This window comes from Humiphilus diazotrophicus (genome assembly GCF_059726315.1).
The window spans coordinates 551,075-572,271 of the sequence record NZ_AP040870.1 but is presented as its reverse complement, the minus strand read 5'-3'; the positions used below and the strand labels follow the sequence as shown (position 1 = coordinate 572,271).

The following is a 21,197-nucleotide window of genomic DNA, read 5'->3' as shown; positions in this document are numbered from 1 at the left end:
TGGAAAAAACTGGTCTAGAAGAATCGGGTAACGATCTGGTTGGTGAAAAAAGCGGCTGAATAGGCCAGCACAAACATGTAAGCAAATTGGAGAGCAGGCCACTTCCAGCTGTTGGTCTCTCTGCGGACAACGGCGAGAGTCGAGGTGCATTGCATCGCAAAGGCAAAGAAAACGATCAAAGCCATTGCCCCGCCAAGATGCAGATCGTGCCTGAGGGCGGTCTGGAGGCTATAGGCCTGGGTATCGGGATCGGCACCATACAGGGTGCCCAGTGTCCCCACGATGACCTCGCGTGCCATCACGCTGGAGAGCAAACCAATACCAATCTTCCAGTTAAAGCCAAGAGGTTGAATAAAAGGTTCAATAAACTGCCCCATCTTCCCGATGATGCTTTCAGCCAGTTGCGGGGCATGGCCACCGTGAAATGGCAGGTGTGCAAGCACCCAAAGAACCATTGTTACCGAGACAATGATGGTCCCAGCTGTCCGCAGGAAGACTTTGGACCGATCAAGCAAACGAAGTGCCAGGGATCGGAGACTCGGCCAGCGATACTGCGGCATTTCCAGAATGAAGGGGGCAGAAGAGGTCTTCAGTATGGAGGATTTCAGGAGCCTGGCTGTGGTCATGGCGGCGATGAATCCCAACAGATAAAGGCCTAGCATCACGCAGGCTTGCAGTCCGAAGAAATTTCCCAGAACCGGACGGTTAGGAATGAAGGCCGCAATGATGAGCATGTAGATCGGCAACCGTGCCGAACAGGTCATGAATGGTGCTACGAGAATTGTGGCAATCCGGTCCCTCTTGTTCTCAATTGTGCGCGTGGCCATGATCGCGGGAACGGCGCAGGCATAGGCGGAAAGTAAGGGGATGAAGGCCTTGCCATTGAGACCGATTGTTCGCATGACCCGGTCTGCGATAAGGGCCGCTCTGGCCAGATAGCCCGAGTCTTCCAGGACTCCGATAAAGAGGAATAAAAGCAGGATCTGAGGTAAGAAGATTAGAACTGAGGTAACGCCCTTCCAGATTCCGTCCAACAGTAAAGACTGCAACCATTCTGCTTTGAGTAACGGGCGCAGCGACTCTCCACCGTGTGTCAGCAAAGTTTGCATCGCATCGCTGAGCGGTTGCCCTAGCGAAAAGACGGACTGAAATACTGCGATGACGACGATCAGGAATAGTAGAGGACCCCAGACGCGGTGCAGCAGAATCCTATCCAGCTTCCGGCTGGATTCGGCCGAAAGCGGTGCCTTATACCCGGTTTTGGAGCTGATTTGAACTGCCCATTGACGGGCACTGGCGGCATTGCCAATCACGGGTAATTGCAGGGGGGTAGCTTCGTGGAGATCGTGCTGATTAAGGAAGAGCGAAATGGCGTCCAGTCCGGTTCCTTTGATTGCGCTGATTTGGGCAACCGGAGTTCCCAACTCCTCGGCCATCTTCAGGATGTCTACCTTGCCGCCACGTAATTCCATCAGATCGCTCATATTGAGCAGGACGAGGGTAGGTAGTCCCAGAGCCAGAATCGGGGCAGCCAGCATAAGCTGTCTGGTCAGGTGCAGGGAATCGAGGACCAGGAGAATGGCATCGGGGGCCGGGGTTCCAGGCATCTTGCCCTGAACCACATCCACAGCAACACGAGCATCTTCCGAATAAGAGTTAAAACTGTAGATTCCAGGAAGGTCGATTAGCGTGAGATCGTCGCGTCCGACTCCGCTCATCCGTCCAATGCGTTGTTCGACCGTAACGCCAGGGTAGTTGGCGACCTTCTGTCGCAGGCCCGTAAGGCGATTGAAAAGAGTGGACTTACCACAATTCGGAGGACCGATGAGTGCTACAGTGTGCAACTTTCCCGGCGCACGCGGACCCTTTGGAAGCTCAACCGTCTCCGGGCTGCAGCAACTGCTCATGAATTAACGTCCTCTCCGGTTTTTGCTGGCACGTACCAGGATCTGTTCCGCAGTTTCCTTCCGTAGGGCGATTTCCAGGCCGTCTACCGCATAAACCGTAGGATCACCCGCCGGGGCACGACGTACGGCCCTTACCGTTGCTTCAGGAACAAATCCCATGTGCATCAGGTGAGTCTGTGTGGACTCAGGCAGGTTAAGTGCTTCCAGGATGCCGCTTTCTCCGGTTGCCAACTCGCTTAATGGGCTCAAGATCTTTCGTGCTCCCCGCATTCTCTAAAATTGCCATTCCAGAAAAGCAGTAGATTTAAACTCCGACTTTTATGGTCGTAGTTTGAGTCTACGACCAAATTGGTCTTTGTTTCAAGCTGCATCTCAGTTGCAACTAGAATATACAGCTATTTTAGTCGCAGAACTTTCCCTGGAGGCCTATTTTTCTCTTGTCCTGGCTTCCCTCTGTGTTCCTTTGACTACTTTTCTGTTGTCTACTTTCATAACAGGACTTTAACCGAAATACTGTGACCTTGCTCACGTCAGCAGATTCGGTTAAGGCGCTAGGAACAGAAAACTCAGATGGGGCTTTAAGAATGACTTCGGAAGAATTTCAAAATTCTTTAGGTGGAGATTGTCCTCCAGAGGATGCAAGTGCTGCGGTGGCTGCTCTCTGGTGGGATTGCAAACACGATTGGAAGCGCGCCCATTCTCAGGTCGACGATAAGGAAGATCCGGAATCAATGTGGGTACATGCCTACCTTCATCGCAAGGAGGGGGTGGAGTGGAATGCCTCTTACTGGTACGGGCGCGCAGGTAAACCCTTTAGCCAATTGCCCTTCGATCAGGAGCGCCAGGCAATTCTTCAGGCCTTGTTGGGGATAAAGAGCTGACGGATCCCGGCCCCTCCTTAATCTTTCGTTTGGATTTGAGATTGCAGAGGTTCTATGACACATAATCTGTCGCAGACGATTTCCTTGCTTGCCCGGACACCATCCTCGCTGAATTCGCTTTTACGTGATTTGCCGGATGCGTGGGTATTGCGGGGTGAGGGCGAAGGCACCTGGAGTGTCTTTGATGTTATTGGCCATTTGATTCATGGCGAACGTGCGGATTGGATTCCTAGATTGAAAATTATTCTTCAATTTGGTGAAGACCAGACCTTCCCTCCCTTCGACCGTTTAGCTCAGATGCGGGAAGGCGCGAATAAATCGCTGAAGGAGCTGTTGGATGAGTTTGCGCATCTACGAGCGGAGAGTTTGAAGGAATTGCGGTCCATCCCCTTAGCCGAAGAAGATTTTGTCGAAGAGGAAGGCATCCTGCCCTAGGATCAGTCACGCTTACCGAGTTGTTGGCGACCTGGGCTGTTCACGATCTCACCCATCTACATCAGATTTCAAGGATCATGGCCTATCAGTACCGGGAAGAGGTTGGTCCTTGGAACGCCTATTTAGGTGTCCTGAAATGTTCCGGACACAGTTCTTAACTGCTGAGGCACAGAGCAACTTTTACGTAAATCGCTCTGTGCCCGAGTAACGCTATTGTTGATTCATCTTTATCTTGAAAGCATAAGTTCCTGCCTGCAATTCATAGATATCTTGATTCTGCTGATGGTCCGTTACCTTCACCAGCGAACTCTGTGAAAGAGCCTCGCCGTTGATCGATGTGTTCGCGGCCTGTGCGGCGATCAATGGTAGTTGCGCGCGCGTGTTCGGTGGAATTGTAATATTCCAGGTCACGGTTTCAGCAGTTGTTGCCCATTCCGACTTAACTTTTCCATAGGGAGATTCATAAGCGAAATGCAGATGTTCCAAACGGGAATCAAAGTTCGGATGTAAGGCGATGGTGTGAAAGCCAGCATCGGTTGCAATAGCATCGACTCCTGCTGCATACCGATAGATCCACTCTGCGACGGCTCCATACGCATAGTGATTGTAGGAGTTCATTCCCGGATCATGGCGCATCTGGTCTCCATTCCAGCGTTCCCACATGGTAGTGGCTCCATGCTCAACCATGTATCCCCAAGATGGATATTCGGTGTTTAGCAAGAGCCGATAGGCAACGTCAGCATGACCAGTATCGGTTAATACCTCCAGGAGGTACGGAGTTCCCAGGAAACCTGTGCCCAGCTTCCACCCGTTTGCCGCAATCCTGTCGACGAGGCGTTTTGCTGCCACTGGTCGCAAGTCTTCCGGGAGTAAGCCCATATGTAAAGCAAGCACGTATCCTGTTTGTGTTTCGATGGGCTCGGTACTGGGCTTTGCTTGGGTGCTTCCTTCAGGTCGAGTGGAAGAGGGAATTGCACCCACTAATCCATTCGGATGTACATAGCTCCGAATGAATGCCATCTTGATCTTCTCGAAGAGATCCGCATACTTCTGCTCATCTTCATTTTTCCCGAGTGCATGTGCCATCTGCTTCATGAGCGTGACGTCGTATGCCCAGTATGCTGTCGATATGAGATCCTGAGGCGTAGTTCCTTCAGGGGAGAGCCAATCTCCAAAGGCAATTCCGGAATCATGTTTCCAGAGATAGTCCGGGTTCGCTTCCTGTATAGCCCTGAGATACTTTTCCATTGCCTCCCAGTTCTGATCGAGAATGCTGGTATCTCCGCTTTGTATCCATGAGGTCCAGGGAACAATAACTCCTGCATCGCTCCAGCCTGTACCATAGCCCGGATTCGCTTTCCCCGTTCCTGGAGCGTAGATGCCATACATCGGAGTTTCTGTTTGAGTCCCGCGCAGATCGGTCGCGTATTTCCGGGAAAAGGCTGCCAGATCCATGTTGAAGCTGGCGGCACGCCAGAAGACCTGGGCATCGGCAGACCATCCGAGTCGTTCATCCCGTTGTGGGCAATCTGTCGGTACGCTAAGGAAGTTAGATCGTTGCCCCCAGAGAATATTGCTCCACAGCTGATTGATCATGGAACTACCCGTCTCTAACTCAGCGGTTACTGGCGCATCTGTATTCAACGCAATTGCTTTTACTTCCGTTAGGTTCGGAGGAGTAGAGAGTCCGGAGACCTCAAGATAGCGGAAGCCATGAAAGGTAAAGGACGGTTGATACTCCTCGATTCCCTTGCCTGCCAGAATATAGTGATCTGTTGCTTTAGCATTTCTGAGGTTCTCAACGTAGAGTGTTCCATCGGGATTGAGGACTTCCGAGAACCGAAGGGTTACGTGTGATCCAGCCTGCCCGTGCATGCGAATTTTAACGACACCGGCTATCTCCTGTCCGAAGTCGTAAATGCTAATACCTGGTTTTGGCTGGTTGATAGATTTCGCTGGGAGCACATGAGTTGCGCGGATTGGTTGAAAGGATTGCCAAATGATCTCCGGTTCCTGCGGATGTATAACCGTGATCGGGTGCCACTTTGCGTCAGAGAAAGATGCCGTATCCCAACCCTGCTGGAGTCGTCGGGCATCGTAAGTTTCTCCGTCGTAGATCTCTGCAAAGGTAATTGGCGCCAGGTCTGCCTTCCATGATTCATCACTCAAGACCCACTCTACAGAGCCGTCGGTATGTTCGATTCGCAATTGCGAACGCAAGGCATTAGGTGTGTTGCCATAATTATTGCCCTGGCCAACCCACTCCAGAGGTGTGGAATACCAGCCTGGAGCCAGATATGCGCCAATGGCATTGGTGCCACTTTTCAATAAGGGTGTTACATCGTATGTCTGGTAAGTTACGCGCTGGCGATAGTCCGTCCAGCCGGGAGACAGGACCTGATCTCCCACCGTATGGCCATTCAGGCTGAATCTATATATCCCTAATGCGGTTGCGTAAAGTCTTGCGCTGGCGATCGGCTTCGAGATCTGGAAGTTGTGGCGCAAGGCTATCACTGGATCCGTAGGAAGAGGATTGCCCATCTGGTCTGCTGCACCGAAAGCATCCTTCTGTGATGCATAGGGGACAGCTGCAGCCCACGATGAATCGTCATATTCAGGGGCGTTCCAGTTGCCGGAAGTATTGAAGGCTGTTCTCCATTCCGGCATTCCTGTTTTTAGAACCTTTTGGCTTCCGTCCATCAGTTCGATATACAGGATTGAGTTCATCGGCGCCTGGCTGGTGTTGTGTTTCCCATAAAGGGTGACTTCAACAGCAAGCAGGTTTTTCCCCGCATGCAACTCGGTAGTCACATCCTTCTTCGTATAGGTTTTCCAAGGATGGCGCCCCCACGGAGGAAGAGGCTTTGCTTCAAGCACCTGCTTCCCGTTTATCCATGCTGCTGCGGTATCTTGTCCTGTCACATAGAGAGTTGCTCTTTTGAGTTCTTTAGGAAGTTCGAATCCCAGGCGAAAATCGTGTCTGGTATTACCTTCTGCTTTGTAATCGGGGATGACGGGATTGGTAATCCAGCTAGCCTCGGCTGCTCTTAGGGCGCTATGTTCCACATCTTCGTAACCGATCCACTTGCCCCGCCAGTTCTTTGTTGTCAGCAGTCCTGTTTCCCACCAGCTGGTGTCGCTTAGGGGATAGGGTTGTCCGTCCTTGTCCCAGAGCTGTACTGCCCAATAGTAGCGTTTCTCCGCGCTGATGGCCGGGCCGTTGTATGGGACATGGACCGAACGATTGGATTCGATTCGTCCACTGTCCCATACGTCTGCCATACCAGCTTTGACAAGACTGGGTTTGCTGGCGACGAGTATTTGATACGCGATCTGCCGGGCCCCAATTCTGTTGTCTTGCAACTTCCAGGAGAGGGCAGGGTGCTCTTCGTCAATTCCAAGAGGCGTGGTGAGAGAGTTGCACTGTAGTGCTATCGGCTTGGACAAGGCAGTTTGTGCGGCATTGAGTGTCGTAGGTGATTGAATAGCCATAACGATTGCGATACACGACCATAGTATTTGTTGACCGAGAATTGAGTTTCTTTTCATTCGAACGAATCTCCAGAAAGTACCCCGACGAATCTCCTGCCGGTTTTTTGAGACGAACTACATTCCCGCTCTGAAAGCGGAATCATTATTTCACGCACTGTGCTATATGGCTGAGTAGTGTATGAAAATGCCGCAGCCCCTTGGCGTGGCTTGGCTGCGGCAGATTAATAATTTCTAGAAGGTGAATCTTCCTACCAGTTCGAGGATGCGGGGATCGCGGGGCGAATTCACTAATCCGGGATTGGGTTCATTTGGGCCAATTCCCGTATTCACATTCGTGAAGCTTGGATGATTCGCTATATTGAAGGCTTCCGCTCGAAACTGGAAGTTCATTCTTTCCGTAAAGGAGAAGGTTTTGTACAGTGCGGTGTTGAATGCAACCTCTCTCGGTCCACGGATGGAACCAGAACGTGCATTCCCGAAGAATCCATATACCGGGACCTGAAAGGCATCCGCATTGAAACGGTGATTGCGATCATTGCTGATATGGAGGGGGCCAACCATATTGGGCCTGCTAGCTAAGCCGGTATTGGGAGATGCCAAACCAGGTGTGAGTGCAAAACCGCTCTGTGAAAGTGCGATACCGGAAACAGACCATCCACCCAAAATGCTGCTCGCGAGGCGGCTTGAACTGTGGGCGAAGAATGGCAGCGTATAGATAACATTGCCCGTGAAAATGTGAGTCCTGTCAAAGTTCAATGTGCCATATTCTGCCGGTATGTTGTAGCTGTTTTGTGTGTCGCTATAGGAAGTGCGAAAGTCGAAGCCGTGGTTGGTGGCGTTCCCCATTGCCTTGCTGTAGGTATAGTTCAGAGTTGTCTGCAGGTTCCCCTTTCGTAGCCGGAATTGAGATTGGAGAGAATTGTAGTTCGAACTCCCTGTATAAGCCCACGCGCCCATATCTCTATATCCCGTATAAGGTCTTACGTAATCGGTTGAGATGGTTCCGGTATTCAGGCAAGGATCGAAATCGTAGCGCGAAGATAGTGCTTGTCCTGTCTTCAGGCAACTTGTCGAGTAGGGAGTCGTTGTCGGTGCAGGTTGATTGGCATCAATACCGACGCGCAGAGAGCGTCCGAGGGAGCCTGCATATCCGACCTGAAAGATGCCATTGGGGATGACCTCCCGTTCCACAATCAGGCTGAAACTTTGAATCTGAGACGGTTTGAAATCTGTATTAACGAGGCTTAGCCCCTGTGGGCGTGGTATATCGATCTGTTGTGTTCCTGCTGTCGGATTTTCAAGAGTTCCCGACACGAAGGAAGTGTTCTGTACTCCTGGAGGGTTGGAACCAAAGGCATCTGTGATGCGGAAAGGAACGCGTGTATAGCCTATGCCATAGCCTCCGTGCAACGAAGTGCGACCGTCGCTCGTGAGGGCATAAGCGAAACCAATACGGGGTGCCGCGTAAGGAGGTGTGCTGTTGTAGAACCCCCTGGGTATTCCCGGGCTGGTGTTAAATACCAATCCGTTCTGGAGATTTGCCAGAGTGCCGGAAGCTGTTACCGGATTTCCTGCTGCATTTGTCCTAAAGCTCCCGTCAGGCAAAACGACTGGAGCCGCTGCGGAGTTATATCGAGAGATATCGAAGTTGGAGGTTAGCCGGTCAGGTCCGGTGAGCCAATCAGAAGAGAAGTAGAAGAATCTGATTCCTGCGTTGATGGCTAAACGGGAGGTAGCCTTCCAGTCATCCTGTATATAGAACTCGGTTGAACGATAGTGGGCTGAGAAGTGGGGCTTGGCACTGTCCTGGCTGTAGCCATGATGTAATCCCAACAAGTAGTCGGCTGCTCCGCTACCGGTATAAGTCCCGTCGAAGCTCAAAGACCCCCATGGAGTATTGCCCGTGATCTGGTTCTTGATTCCAAAGATGTAAAATCCACCGGCCTGCAGCGTGTGTCTTCCACGAATCACACTGATGTCATCGTTAATGATTCCTTCTCCATCGCTGGCATTGATGGGGAGTACTCCCCCTCCCATCGTGTCGTAGCTGGAGATATAGATGTTTGGTATTTGCCGCGTTGGATTTGCGGTTGGGTAGTAATAGGAGATGTTTACATCACCGGGAAGAGCGGCTTTACTGCTATGAAGCCGCGGCTTATCGTAGGTTTCCGCAATCGATACTGTGTTTACGACATTGGGCGTAAAAGCCGAGGTGAGGCGAAGCAATGCATTCAGCCCCGAAGTGTAAATAGACGTTGTAATGTTAGGAACGCTGCCGCCGCCCCAGGTCGAAGCAGAGGAGAAGTCGTTAGCCTCCTCATACATCATTCTTCCGGTCAATGTATGCTTCGGTCCAAAGTTGTGATCGATGCGGTAATCGTGGTCGATCTGTGAAAAGGTATCCGGTTCATTGTTAATGTAGTTGAAGTTACTGTTCGAAGCATTTTCCGTCGGCTGATACTGATTGAGGATGGCGAGTGCTCCGGCATCGAGGCAGGCTGCATTCAAAGTCGTTGGGGAAGAGATGCAATTCGCTTTTCCCTGTGCCGACAACAGGCTTTGCCCCTCGGGAGTCAGGCTAAGCCCTGTGGATGGCAATCCCCGGCTTCCAGAGAGATTCCCGCTGCGCATTTGCTTCGTGAGGACATTCGTTGTGCGCGTACTCCCCACTGTTTTGGACCACCACTCATCGGAAGCAAAAAAGAAGGTCTGCTTTTTCCGATCCCAGTTGTAGAGACGAGGGATTTGTAACGGACCGCCAAGGCTAAATCCATAGATGTTCTGGCGCAATTTGTTCTTTTTGCCCTGACTGTAATAGTTGCTGGCATCGAGCGCGTCGTTTCGCAGGTAGTCCCAGGCTGTGCCATGGTAGGAAGAGGTTCCGCTCTTTGTATCGACAAGAATGATGCTGGAAGAGGCTGTACCGTAACGAGCACTGTAATTGGATTTGAGGACGGAGAACTCTGAAATCACGTCCATCGAGGGAGTGATGTTCAGATTGTTATAATTCCCGGTGTTCATATTGTAGACACCATCGACGGCATAAGTCGTGTTGTCGTTTCCTGAGCCTCCGATAGCTAAGGTCGTGGTGGAAGTCAGGCCTCCTCCTTGATACTGATTGTTCCCATTTGTATTGTTAACTCCTGGTACCAGGGTTGCTAAGGACGCAAAGTTACGTCCATTGACCAAAAGAGTTGAGATCTCTTTCGAGTCAATGGTTGATGAATTCTCAGATGTTTCGGTTTTGACCTGAAGTGCGCTCGCTTCGACTGTTACTGAAGTATTTACACTACCGACGGCCAGTTGGATCGATACTTCTCTTCTTTGGCCAGGTTCAAGATGCAAGTGCTGTACCGTAGCGGATTGAAAACCTTCTCGCTGTAAGGAAACGGAATAGTCGCCGCTCTGCAACGCCTCGACTGAGTAGAATCCGGATGAGTTAGTGATTACAATTTTGTTGACAGAGGTCCTGTCATTGGTAATAACTACTTTCGTGTTGGGTAGAGTTGCACTACTTTTATCGGAGATGGTTCCGAAGATCGCTCCGGTATCGGCACTCTGCGCCAGTCCTATGCTTGCAAGAGCTAATAGGGTGGCCATCAGGAAATAATGTCGTACAAGTCCTGTGATTTTCATATTCGAAAATCCCTCCCTTGTGAATAGATGGATCTGTGACAACGTTGTCCTGTTGAGACAAGAATGTCGTTGCGTGGCCCTGTGAATGAGCAGCGGTTTGGAACGTTTTCTGTTTTTTATGGCTCGATCAGCAAAATCAGATGCATTGCCATAAGCGTGTATTGCTGCAGGTACAGAAGCTTACCCAGCTTTCCTCCGGGGGGCGCTGCACTTCTGTATCGTTGTCGAGTCCACATCTATGCGGAAATGTTTGAGGGTTCTCCTCTTTGCATAATCAAAGCCACGGTTTGTAAATGCGGCATTCAGTGGCATTGTGAAGAATCGAACTCCTTATTTGATTTCTCTATCGGAATAGTTTTGTTGATAACGATCCCACAACGGATGGGATTATTCCCGGCTTGAAATCTTGTTGTCAAGAAATATTTTCAAAAGATAACTTTACGAATAGAGGGAGGCGAATCTGGTTCAAGTAATATCGATGTAGAGCACAGATTGGTGCTACCACCGAATGCAATAAACAACCAGGATATACTTCCAGAGATCCAGATGCCTGCGCTTCAACTTGGCCCGAATACGCCTTCCTATTGTGAGAACGATATCTATAGTTCGAATGAGGAATCTTATTCGATCTAGGTGACGGAGCGAATTTGCACAAGGTTCAGTCTAGTTATCGAGCTCGATATCAGTTGTCCTACCAGATTGGTGCTTCCCTTTGTGCGGTGGAGTGGGCAGTCCAAGATGAAAATCGAGAGCTTTCCCAAGGAAAGGGCAAGAGGAAGTCTGTTCGGACGGACAACTTTGTTCGGAAATTTTCAAAGCATGGAGCTTTCCGGCGTGGTCTCTCTCAGGGATTTCAGGTAGCCAGTTCTTACGGCTAGTTCTGTTTATGAGGACTATGAAGATTGATCAAGCAAAGATCTACGTGTAGGCTTCTTCCTTTATCATCCGCATGGCGGCGGAATAGCTTTGTAAGGCGGCACGCATGTGTAAGAAATCAGTGGTTCAAAGAAGAGTTATTCCTGCAATTCGAGTTCTGGTAATTATGTGTTTTCTTCCACTTCCTTGGGGCGTACTGAATGCTCAAACCTCTGTGAGTACCAAAACTTCAAGTCCAAAGGATGCAGCGGTTCCAGATGCCGCGGCAACTGCAGAGCCAAATGCTCACCTTGATTATGTGCCTGGCAAGGCTCCAAGGTTCTGGTCCGTTGCTGCTGCAGATACGGTCATGGTTCGCTGGCCTGATTATTCGAAGGCCTATTTCAATGCATGGACTTATGTGAACGGGTATGAACTTTATGGCTTTGAACTGCTGTATCGGGAGACAGGGGATCGTCGGTATTTTGACTACACAAAACGGTACATCGATCAGTTTGTGGATGAGTCTGGAAACTTCCGGGGAGTTCTTAATGCAAAGGGCGTAATGCAGCAGCCGTCTTTTGACAATCTGGATAACATGATGACCGGCAATACTCTGGTGATGCTTTACGAGCGCACAAGAGATGAGCGTTATAAAAAAGCTGCAGGCAAGATCCGGGAAGCTTTTGACGACTATCCACGCAATAACGATGGAGGATTCTGGCATAGCCGGAAGATGAATGGTCAGATGTGGATTGACGGCATCTTCATGGGGCAGATGTTTCTGATGCGTTACGGAAAATCTATCGGAGATAGTCAGTATTGTTGGGATGAAGTGACAAAGCAGCTCTCTGTCTATGCCAAGCGCGCCGGGCATGGAAAACAAGGACTATATTTGCACGGCATATTTGAACCAGGACACTCGGGCAAGATTCCACAATGGGCCGATCCAAAGACTGGCCTTTCGCCTGAAGTCTGGAGTGAAGGTTTGGGCTGGTACGCTCTTGTTTTGGCTGAGGCCCTCGCCGATCTGCCCAAGAATCACCCTCGTCGCGCCGAAATGGAAGACATCTTCATGCGTTTGGCCTCCGGGCTCAAGCACACGCAAGATCCCAAGAGCGGTCGTTGGTTTCAGGTCGTAGATAAGGGCGAGCGCCCGGATAATTGGACTGATACTTCAGGTAGCGCGATGTTTACCTACGCCATTGCTAAAGGGGTTGAACTCGGTCTGCTCAAGAAAAGCGAATACCAACCCGTTGTGCAGAAGGGATATCGAGGGATTATTGCGAATGCAAGAATTAATGATAGAGGGCTTCTCGATATCTATAGCGCTTGCGATGGGGTAGGGGTTCAACCGGATTACGCACATTACATCAACTATCGGAAATCTATTAACGCCAAAGAAGCTGTCGCAGGATTTCTATGGGTCACCGCCATTGTTGAGAGACCCCAACTTGAAGGATTGAAAAGATGATTGCCGCGGAACTGGCTGCAGGGGCATCCGCGAAGAATACTTCAACCGCATGCGGCAGGCATTTCTTGGGGGGCAGGCCTATCGGGTCGCTCCTGTCAGCCCACTTTCCGGATTTTTCCTCATTCTTAACCATTTGGGCTGGCGGGGCGAACGGAGTTGATCGAGCCAAACTCACCTCCCGCGCCGGGAACTAGCTGTGCAGTATTCGTGCACTTTCCATGTGTATCTGGCTACAACGAGGGAAGCCAGATCTGAGCTGTTGGAAAGAAAGCCTTTGACCCTGTCCTATGACGCGGGTGCCCGCTTCACTTCAATGTTTGATCTGTATATATAAATGTGTTTCTTGTCACTAATTCGGGGCGGGAATGAGTGGCGAATGGGGCTTGCTCAGAGTTTTGGAGGGGTAACCATATAGAAGTTTGCACAGCGGCCAGAGAAGCGGGCGTGTATATGACTGTGTCCACAGCATTCATGGACTTTGTGAAAGATGCTTTAGACCCGGTTTCCGGTAGGGGCTTTTTGCCTTTTCCTGCCGAGCATTTCCTTACCTAAACTTTTGAGATTTAGGCGCTTGCGCAGGCTCTTTGAAGGCTGATGCTGATGGGTTGGAAGATGACCACTTTATGGACCATCTATTCACATCTCGAGACTCTGGTTGGACTTCTTCTATGCCATGTGTCTACCGTCACAGCGCGTGGGTCAAGCGGCAAGCACACTCTTTCTAGTCCCAATCGTACTTGCACGCGCACGCCGCGACCGTAACGAAATTGACAATACGGGTCGGCTGGGAAGAAGGGAAACGCATGAGCGAAAAAGCCACAGTTATCTTAGATGGCAATGAAGCCGCAGCATCAGTAGCGTATCGGCTTGCCGAAGTTGTCGCCATTTATCCAATTACACCATCTTCTCCCATGGCCGAGTGGTGTGATCAGTGGAAAGCAGAAGGTAAGAAGAATATCTGGGGCGGAACCCCCATTATTGATGAGCTCCAGAGTGAAGGCGGTGCTTCCGGTGCATTGCACGGAGCCCTTCAGGCAGGTGCCTTCGGAACCACATTCACAGCATCTCAAGGTCTCTTGTTAATGATCCCCAACATGTACAAGATCGCGGGTGAACTTACGCCAACGGTCATGCATGTTACAGCCCGTGCCATAGCGACACACGCACTGTCTATCTTTGGTGATCACAGTGACATTATGGGTTGCCGTGGAACAGGTTGGGCGATGTTAGCTTCCAATTCAGTACAGGAAGCAGCAGATATGGCCCTGGTTTCACACATCGCGACTCTCGAGTCGCGAGTTCCGTTTTTGCACTTCTTTGATGGATTCCGTACCTCTCACGAAGTCAACAAGATTCATCCAATCGACGATGAGACCATCCGCGCGGTACTGGATGACAAGTACATCTCCGATTTCCGCATGAACGCTCTGAGCCCGGATCGTCCGATCCTGCGCGGAACAGCTCAGAACCCCGACGTGTACTTCCAAGCACGTGAAGCTTGCAATCCTTTCTATGAGAAGTGCCCCGGCATCGTTCAGTCGGTGATGGATCGCGTTGCCAAGCTGACTGGCCGCAGCTACAAGCTCTACGAATATGTCGGTGCACCCGATGCTGAGCGGATCATCATTCTGATGGGTTCCGGTGTGGGTGCAGCGGAAGAAGCCGTTGAACATCTGATTGCCCAGGGTGAGAAGGTTGGCATCCTGAAGGTTCGCTTGTATCGTCCGTTTGCTGCGGATGCCTTCATCTCGGCAATTCCGGCTTCGGTCAAGAGCATCGCTGTTCTGGATCGTACGAAGGAGCCTGGCAGCGCCGGTGAGCCTCTTTACCAAGACGTTATTACCACCTTTGCAGAAGCCTTTGCCGATGGAAAGACCCAGTTTGCCAAGATGCCAAAGATCGTTGGCGGACGTTATGGCCTGTCCTCGAAGGAATTTACTCCGGCAATGATCAAGGGCATTCTCGATGAGCTGGCAAAGCCGCAACCGAAGAATCACTTCACCATCGGTATCGAAGACGACGTTACGCACACCAGCTTGAGCTACGATCCCGACTTTTCGACGGAAGATCCGAAGACCGTCCGCGCACTGTTCTTTGGCTTGGGTTCTGACGGTACTGTTGGTGCCAACAAGAACTCGATCAAGATTATCGGATCGAATACTCCGAACTATGCTCAGGGCTACTTCGTGTATGACTCGAAGAAGTCCGGTTCGGTTACGACCTCGCACTTGCGCTTTGGACCTAAGCCGATCCGTTCGACTTATCTGATCACAAAGGCAAACTTTGTTGCTTGCCACCAGTTCAGCTTTATGGAGCGCGTTGATGTTCTTGCTCCGGCAGCACCGGGAGCCGTATTCCTTCTGAATACTCCTTACAGTGCCGACGAGATCTGGAGCCATCTGCCTCTTAAGGCTCAGCAGGACATCCTCCGCAAGAAGCTGCAGTTCTACGTCATCGATGGATATACCGTTGCTCGCGATGCCGGAATGGGCAATCGCATCAACACCATTATGCAGACCTGCTTCTTTGCCATCAGCGGCATCCTGCCCCGTGAAGAAGCGATCGAGCAGATTAAGAAGTACATCAAGAAGACCTATGGCAAGCGCGGCGATGCTATTGTTCAGATGAACTACGCTGCTGTCGACGCGGCTCTGGCTCATCTGCACAAAGTCAATGTTCCTGCAGAGGTCAATGCCTCCTTCGACATCCTGCCCGCAATTCCTGATCAGGCACCTGATTTCGTCCGCAATGTACTTGGAAAGATTGCTAGCGGTTTCGGCGATGAACTGCCTGTCAGTGCATTCCCGGCTGGCGGTACCTTCCCGACTGCCACTGCGCAGTGGGAGAAGCGCAACATCGCTCAGTTCATTCCTGTGTGGGATGAGAATCTTTGCATCCAGTGTGGTAAGTGCTCGGTAGTCTGTCCGCACGGAGTTATCCGCGCAAAGATCTTCGATCCATCCCTGGCCGCTGGTGCTCCTGCCAGCTTCAAGACCGCGAAGCCGAAGTGGCGTGGTCTGGAAAGCCAGAACTACACACTGCAGATTGCTCCGGAAGATTGCACCGGTTGCAGCCTCTGCGTCGAGGTCTGCCCTGTAAAGGACAAGAGCGAAGCAAAGCGCAAGGCAATCAATATGGAACTTCAGGCCCCGATCCGCGAAAGAGAACGCGAGAACTGGAACTTCTTCCTGTCGTTGCCTGAGGTCGATCGTGAAAAGATCTCGCACACGCAGGTCAAGGACGTACAGCTTCTGCAGCCTCTCTTCGAGTTCTCCGGTGCTTGCGCTGGTTGCGGTGAGACTCCGTATGTCAAGATGCTCACTCAGCTCTTTGGTGACCGCTTGTTGATCGCCAACGCAACTGGTTGCTCTTCGATCTATGGTGGCAACCTGCCAACTACCCCATACACCGTCAACAAGGATGGCCGTGGCCCGAGCTGGTCGAACTCTCTGTTCGAAGATAACGCCGAGTTCGGTTTTGGTATGCGCGCCGCAGTCGATCAGCAGAAGAAATTTGCAGAAGATCTGTTGATCCGTCTGGCTCCTGAAGTTGGCGAGTCGCTGGTTTCGCAGATGATCGACGTTCCTCAGTCGACGGAAGCCGAGATCAATGCACAGCGTGCCCGTGTAGTCGAACTCCGCAAGAAGCTTGCTACGATCCAGAAGTCGGACGCCCGCCTGCTGGATGCAATTGCCGACAAGTTAGTCCGCAAGAGCGTCTGGATCCTGGGTGGTGACGGCTGGGCTTATGACATCGGTTTCGGTGGATTGGATCAGGTTCTCGGTTCGGGCAAGAACGTTAATATCCTCGTTCTCGATACTGAGGTCTACTCCAACACCGGTGGTCAGATGTCGAAGTCGACACCTCGCGGTGCAGTAGCTAAGTTCTCCGCCAGCGGCAAATCTACCAGCAAGAAGGATCTGGCCATGGAAGCAGTCAGCTATGGTTCGGTCTACGTTGCCAAGGTTGCGCTCGGCGCCAATGATACTCACACCATCAAGGCCTTCCAGGAAGCGGAAGCTTATGACGGTCCATCGCTGATCATCGCCTATGCGCACTGCATTGCTCACGGATATGATCTGACCCATGGACTAGAACAGCAGAAGCTGGCCGTCCAGTCTGGTTACTGGCCACTGATGCGCTACAACCCGGTGCTGCGTGAGTCCGGAAAGAATCCGTTCCAACTCGATTCCAAGGCTCCAGCAATTCCGCTGAAGGAGTACACTTCCCGCGAAGCTCGTTATACGATGCTTACGCGGAGTAATCCTGAACTGGCAAAGGCCCTGGCGCGTGATGCACAGGACGACGTTGAACGCCAGTGGCGGGTATACTCCAGTCGCGCTGCAATGCCGGGCCGTGGTGAAACTCCTGATATCGCTCCAAAGGAGAAGCCGGCGACCGTTGGTGCTGGCGCAGATAAAGGGGGAGAGAAATAAATGATTGATCTTTCGACGGAATATTTGGGGTTGAAGCTGAAGAATCCGATCGTCGTTTCTTCGACGCCGCTTTCTGATTCGATTTCCAACATCCGTCGGATGGAAGACTGTGGTGCTTCGGCCGTTGTCCTGGCGTCTCTCTTCGAGGAGCAGTTAATCCTCGAAGCGAAGGCGCTGGACAGCGACCTGTCGCGCGGGACAGATTCCTTCCCGGAATCACTAGACTTCCTTCCGAAGTTTACGGACTACCGCCAGGGGCACGATACATATCTGGAGCATCTCCGTAAGGCAAAGGCTGCTGTCTCTATCCCTGTTCTCGCCAGCTTAAACGGTGCGACTAGTGGAGGCTGGGTCAGGTTTGCTAAGGACATCGAAGAGGCCGGAGCTGATGGCCTCGAACTGAATACCTATGCACTGGTGACAGATCCTCGCATTCCGTCTGCTGAAGTTGAGCAGCAAATGGTTGATCTGCTCAGCAGCATCCGCAAGAGCATCTCTATTCCGATTGCCGTAAAGTTGTCTCCGTACTTCAGCAGTCTGCCCAATCTGGTGGCTCGGCTGAGTGAGGCGGGAGCAAACGGTATTGTGCTCTTCAACCGTTTTTATCAACCGGATTTCGATATCAATTCACTGGAAGTGAAGCCCAGCTTGCATTTCTCCACTTCGGAGGAATTGCTCCTGAGACTTCACTGGGCGGCGATTCTTTATAGCCAGACCCGTGCGGACATTGCCATTACCGGTGGCGTCCATACTCCGGAGGATGTTCTGAAGAGCATTATGGCTGGTGCACAGGTTGCCATGACCACCTCTTCACTGCATCTGTATGGCATCGAGCATCTGGTTGCGCTTCGCGATGGTGTTGTTCGCTGGATGATCGAACATGAGTACGAATCGATCAGGCAGATGCACGGCAGCTTGAGCCGTCGTGCCGTTCCGGACACCTCACCATTCGAACGCGGAAACTACATCAAGACGTTGAGCTCCTACAGCATGCAGAAACCGCAGGCGATTCAGTAGCTCACGACAGGCTAACGTTGGAAAGCCCCAGATCTCCTCATGAGATTTGGGGCTTTTCTTTTTCTTAGACCAGATCTCCTGTCCGGGAAGCCACCGTCGTCTGCTATTGATTGAATCGGATAGATATGCTCAAAAATATGATTATTATTGCTTAAGGACAGCCTCCGGGACATTACAATAGGGCATCCATTTTCTGCGGAATTTGTATTCACCGAAATCCTTCAGAGGCAATGGAGTTAAGTTTTCTCTGCAGAGCTGAATCGTGTAGGGTAGCTAGAACACAGAAATAGAGCATTTGGAGTTTGGGTGTAGGCCTGGAACGGATGCTGGTGTGGCTATCGCTATCGGAGCATGGCCATATATCGCTGATTCTGATCGGGCCATACTAAAGACGCGGATGCTCTAGAAAAGGTACGAGGATTATGAGCGAGGTTGCTATTAACGCCAAGGTTGGCTACAACCGCTTGTTACTGATTGTCGCGGGATTAGGCGGCTTGCTTTACGGAATAGACGTAGGCATTGTTTCCGGGGCTCTTCCTTATCTGGAAGCAACATCGCATCTGGATCCCAATCAGCTATCGTTCATTGTGGCGGCCGTTCTGCTAGGCAGTGTTATCTCAACATTGTTTGCCGGTCTGCTTGCGGATTGGATGGGGCGCCGCTGGTTAATGATTCTTAGCGGGGCAATGTTCGTATCGAGCATTCCGGTTATTGCTCTTTCTCACGGATATGGAATGCTGGTTTTCGGGCGCTTGCTCCAGGGAACGAGTGCTGGCCTGATCGGTGTGGTCGTTCCGTTATATCTGGCGGAATGTTTGGACTCGTCCAATCGTGGCAAAGGTACAGGAGTTTTTCAATGGCTCTTGACCTTCGGCTTTGTCGTTGCCGGTGGCATTGCCACATATTTCAGCTATCGCGTCGATGCCGTGGCGAAGCTGGGAGATGCTGCATTGCTCTTTGCCTTTAAAGATCATGCCTGGCGCAGTATCTTCTGGTTTTCTCTGCCACCCGGTATTTTGTTTGTGCTAGGGAGCTTTTTTGTTGCCGAGTCTCCCCGCTGGCTCTTTCGTCAAGGAAAGAAGGAAGCGACTCTCGCTGCCTTGCTGCGCTCGCGCTCCGATGAGCAGGCCGCAGTCGAACTGAAAGAAATGGAAGAGGCTTCGCTAGCGGAGAAATCAAAGGCATCGGTTGGAGAGCTAGTAAAGGAATCTCTTCTCAAACGAAAGTATGTTATCCCGTTTGTGCTTGCTTGCGTCATTCTTGCTTTCAACCAGCTTACGGGAATTAACTCGATCATCGGCTATAACACGACGGTTCTTCTTCAAGGCGGATTGTCGGATGTCCAGGCGCACTGGGGCAATCTCTTTTTCAGCGTGGTGAATTTCCTGGCCACGATGATTGGTGTGATGCTCGTGGATAGGAAGGGGCGTAAGTTCCTCTTGTCCTTAGGTACGGGCGGTGTCATCCTTTCGGTGATATGCACAGGCGTACTCTTCCTCAAGACCGAAAAGCAACAGGTAGATGTAAAGGATGCTGTGCAACGCATGGTGAGTTCTGACCAGACGTTAACGCTTTCCTTTGATCAAAAGACTGCGGACCAGTTGCTGTCGAATGCAGGAGAAGCAGGGAAGGCAATCATTGGCAAGCCGGAATCGCTGGTGGTTATCTACTCTTACGGAGATTTCCATTCAGCCTCAAACGTGGTCCGTACAAACGATTCCGCGGTGAAGCCTCTTGAACTAACGAGGCACCTGCCCGGTAGTAAGGTTGAAGCGATTTTCTCTCCCGGCTCGAATCCCTTGGGAGATCTTCAAGCTGCACGCACAGCTCCATTGAAAATCGAGAGTGCTCTAATTGCTCCCGTTCCCAATCAGACCAATGGCTGGATCGTTGCGATTACACTCTATCTCTTCATGGCCTTCTATGCCGTGGGGCCCGGCGTCTGTGTATGGTTGGCACTCTCGGAGTTAATGCCCACCAGAATCCGTTCGAATGGCATGAGTATCGCTCTGCTGCTGAATCAGGCTGTCTCAACGGCCATTGCGGCTGTCTTTCTGCCTATGGTTGGCAAGCATGGGTATTCGACAATGTTCTTTCTCTTTGGGGGATGCACCGTTGTGTATTTCCTGACAGCTATATTATTCCTGCCTGAAACCAAGGGCCGGACTCTGGAGGAGATTGAAGAGTACTTCGAGGGTGGAAAGAAAGAGCGCGCTGCAGTTTCCTAGAATCAGTTAGGCAAAAAAAGACGGCGGAGAATTTAAATGTCTCCGCCGTCTTTTTTTTTAGTGCGCCCGGCAGGGCGCACTCGCTAGTGCTAGGAGGTGAAAGACCTCTACACACCCGGCAAGGGGAAGTGTTAGCTGAACGGCAAGGGTGTCCACCGCGAGGTGTGGTGTGGGAGGACGGCGGGATTGATCCCGCCTCCTACCCGATTGCTTTGCAACACGCTTTGCCTGCTAGAGGTTTGTGCTTTGCGAAATATGAGGTTCGAGACCCATTCCTAACCATCTCGGAGGCATGTTTGGAGCGTGTATTTAGGACCATAGCCCAGTCGTATCCATTCGCACGATGGACTGCGTTTGCAACCGTACCGGGGCAGCCACCATCGTGATACTCGTAGAGTCCCTCTTGCGTATTTACTGCGATAACGCCGAGCCCATATGGTTAACATCGATTTGTGTTAGCCTCCCTACTCATGGCAAACTTCAGAGCTGTTCAAATATCTGTCATTCAGGCATTTTCAACATTTTCTTATTATTAATGAGCGCCATCCATATCTAGTGATATATTAGACCTGTTTGAGATTAGCCCTTTCGGAGGGCTCGTTCGAGATTTCGCGTACCGAATGTTTTATGATCGCGCAGATCTTTAATTGGATCTTTCTATTTCCCACTCTCGTTATTTCCCTCAGTTACTAAGGTAGTCGTGCGAGTGCATATTGATGTGCTCACATTGCTATATGGATCAGGTACGAGGTTTGTGCCTGTTTTAAAGCTCCCTGATGTGGGGGCGTAAAGAACTGCATCATTAAGCGCAATTCGAAAGGCGGTCTCAATATGGA

10 protein-coding genes are annotated in these 21,197 nt (G+C 51.1%); 6 read left to right on the top strand and 4 right to left on the bottom strand.

Translation table 11 applies throughout. From position 1 onward, the window contains the following. Window positions 1-14: 14 nt before the first annotated feature. Entirely contained in the window at window positions 15-1,907 is a 1,893-nt protein-coding gene (feoB, locus tag AC6I7T_RS04070) for a ferrous iron transport protein B (protein WP_497792030.1), read from the bottom strand. A gap of 3 nt (window positions 1,908-1,910) precedes the next feature. Continuing rightward, a complete protein-coding gene (locus AC6I7T_RS04065; protein ID WP_497792029.1) occupies window positions 1,911-2,156 on the bottom strand; it encodes a FeoA family protein in 246 nt (81 codons plus the stop codon). Between the two features lie 335 nt (window positions 2,157-2,491). Here AC6I7T_RS04065 and AC6I7T_RS04060 point away from each other — a divergent pair, with 335 nt between their 5' ends. Both AC6I7T_RS04060 and AC6I7T_RS04055 read left to right on the top strand, forming a co-directional pair. Next, the gene (locus AC6I7T_RS04060; protein ID WP_497792028.1) at window positions 2,492-2,788 is read left to right on the top strand and encodes a hypothetical protein; all 297 of its coding nucleotides are present in this window, start codon (window positions 2,492-2,494) and stop codon (window positions 2,786-2,788) included. Between the two features lie 54 nt (window positions 2,789-2,842). Continuing rightward, window positions 2,843-3,223, top strand: a complete 381-nt coding sequence (locus tag AC6I7T_RS04055) for a DinB family protein (RefSeq protein ID WP_497792027.1) — start codon at window positions 2,843-2,845, stop codon at window positions 3,221-3,223. A 210-nt stretch (window positions 3,224-3,433) separates the two neighbouring features. On the opposite strand, the gene AC6I7T_RS04050 is transcribed toward AC6I7T_RS04055, so the two are convergent. Continuing rightward, window positions 3,434-6,772: a family 78 glycoside hydrolase catalytic domain gene (locus tag AC6I7T_RS04050; protein ID WP_497792026.1), complete on the bottom strand. Its 3,339-nt coding sequence runs from the start codon at window positions 6,770-6,772 to the stop codon at window positions 3,434-3,436. Between the two features lie 174 nt (window positions 6,773-6,946). Further along, window positions 6,947-10,351, bottom strand: coding sequence for an outer membrane beta-barrel protein (locus AC6I7T_RS04045; protein WP_497792025.1), 3,405 nt, complete (start codon window positions 10,349-10,351; stop codon window positions 6,947-6,949). Between the two features lie 997 nt (window positions 10,352-11,348). On the opposite strand from AC6I7T_RS04045, the gene AC6I7T_RS04040 reads away from it, so the two are divergent. The 4 genes from AC6I7T_RS04040 to AC6I7T_RS04025 all read left to right on the top strand — a co-directional run bounded on the left by AC6I7T_RS04040 (window position 11,349) and on the right by AC6I7T_RS04025 (window position 20,361). Further along, window positions 11,349-12,680 (top strand): glycoside hydrolase family 88/105 protein, encoded by a 1,332-nt coding sequence (locus AC6I7T_RS04040; RefSeq protein WP_497792024.1) that lies wholly within the window; start codon window positions 11,349-11,351, stop codon window positions 12,678-12,680. Window positions 12,681-13,483: 803 nt separating this feature from the next. Continuing rightward, window positions 13,484-17,116 (top strand): pyruvate:ferredoxin (flavodoxin) oxidoreductase, encoded by a 3,633-nt coding sequence (gene nifJ / locus AC6I7T_RS04035; protein ID WP_497792023.1) that lies wholly within the window; start codon window positions 13,484-13,486, stop codon window positions 17,114-17,116. Beyond that, window positions 17,117-18,133, top strand: a complete 1,017-nt coding sequence (locus AC6I7T_RS04030; RefSeq protein ID WP_497792022.1) for a dihydroorotate dehydrogenase-like protein — start codon at window positions 17,117-17,119, stop codon at window positions 18,131-18,133. 422 nt (window positions 18,134-18,555) lie between these two features. Beyond that, complete coding sequence (locus tag AC6I7T_RS04025) at window positions 18,556-20,361, top strand: MFS transporter (RefSeq protein WP_497792021.1); 1,806 nt, start codon at window positions 18,556-18,558, stop codon at window positions 20,359-20,361. Window positions 20,362-21,197 lie beyond the last annotated feature (836 nt).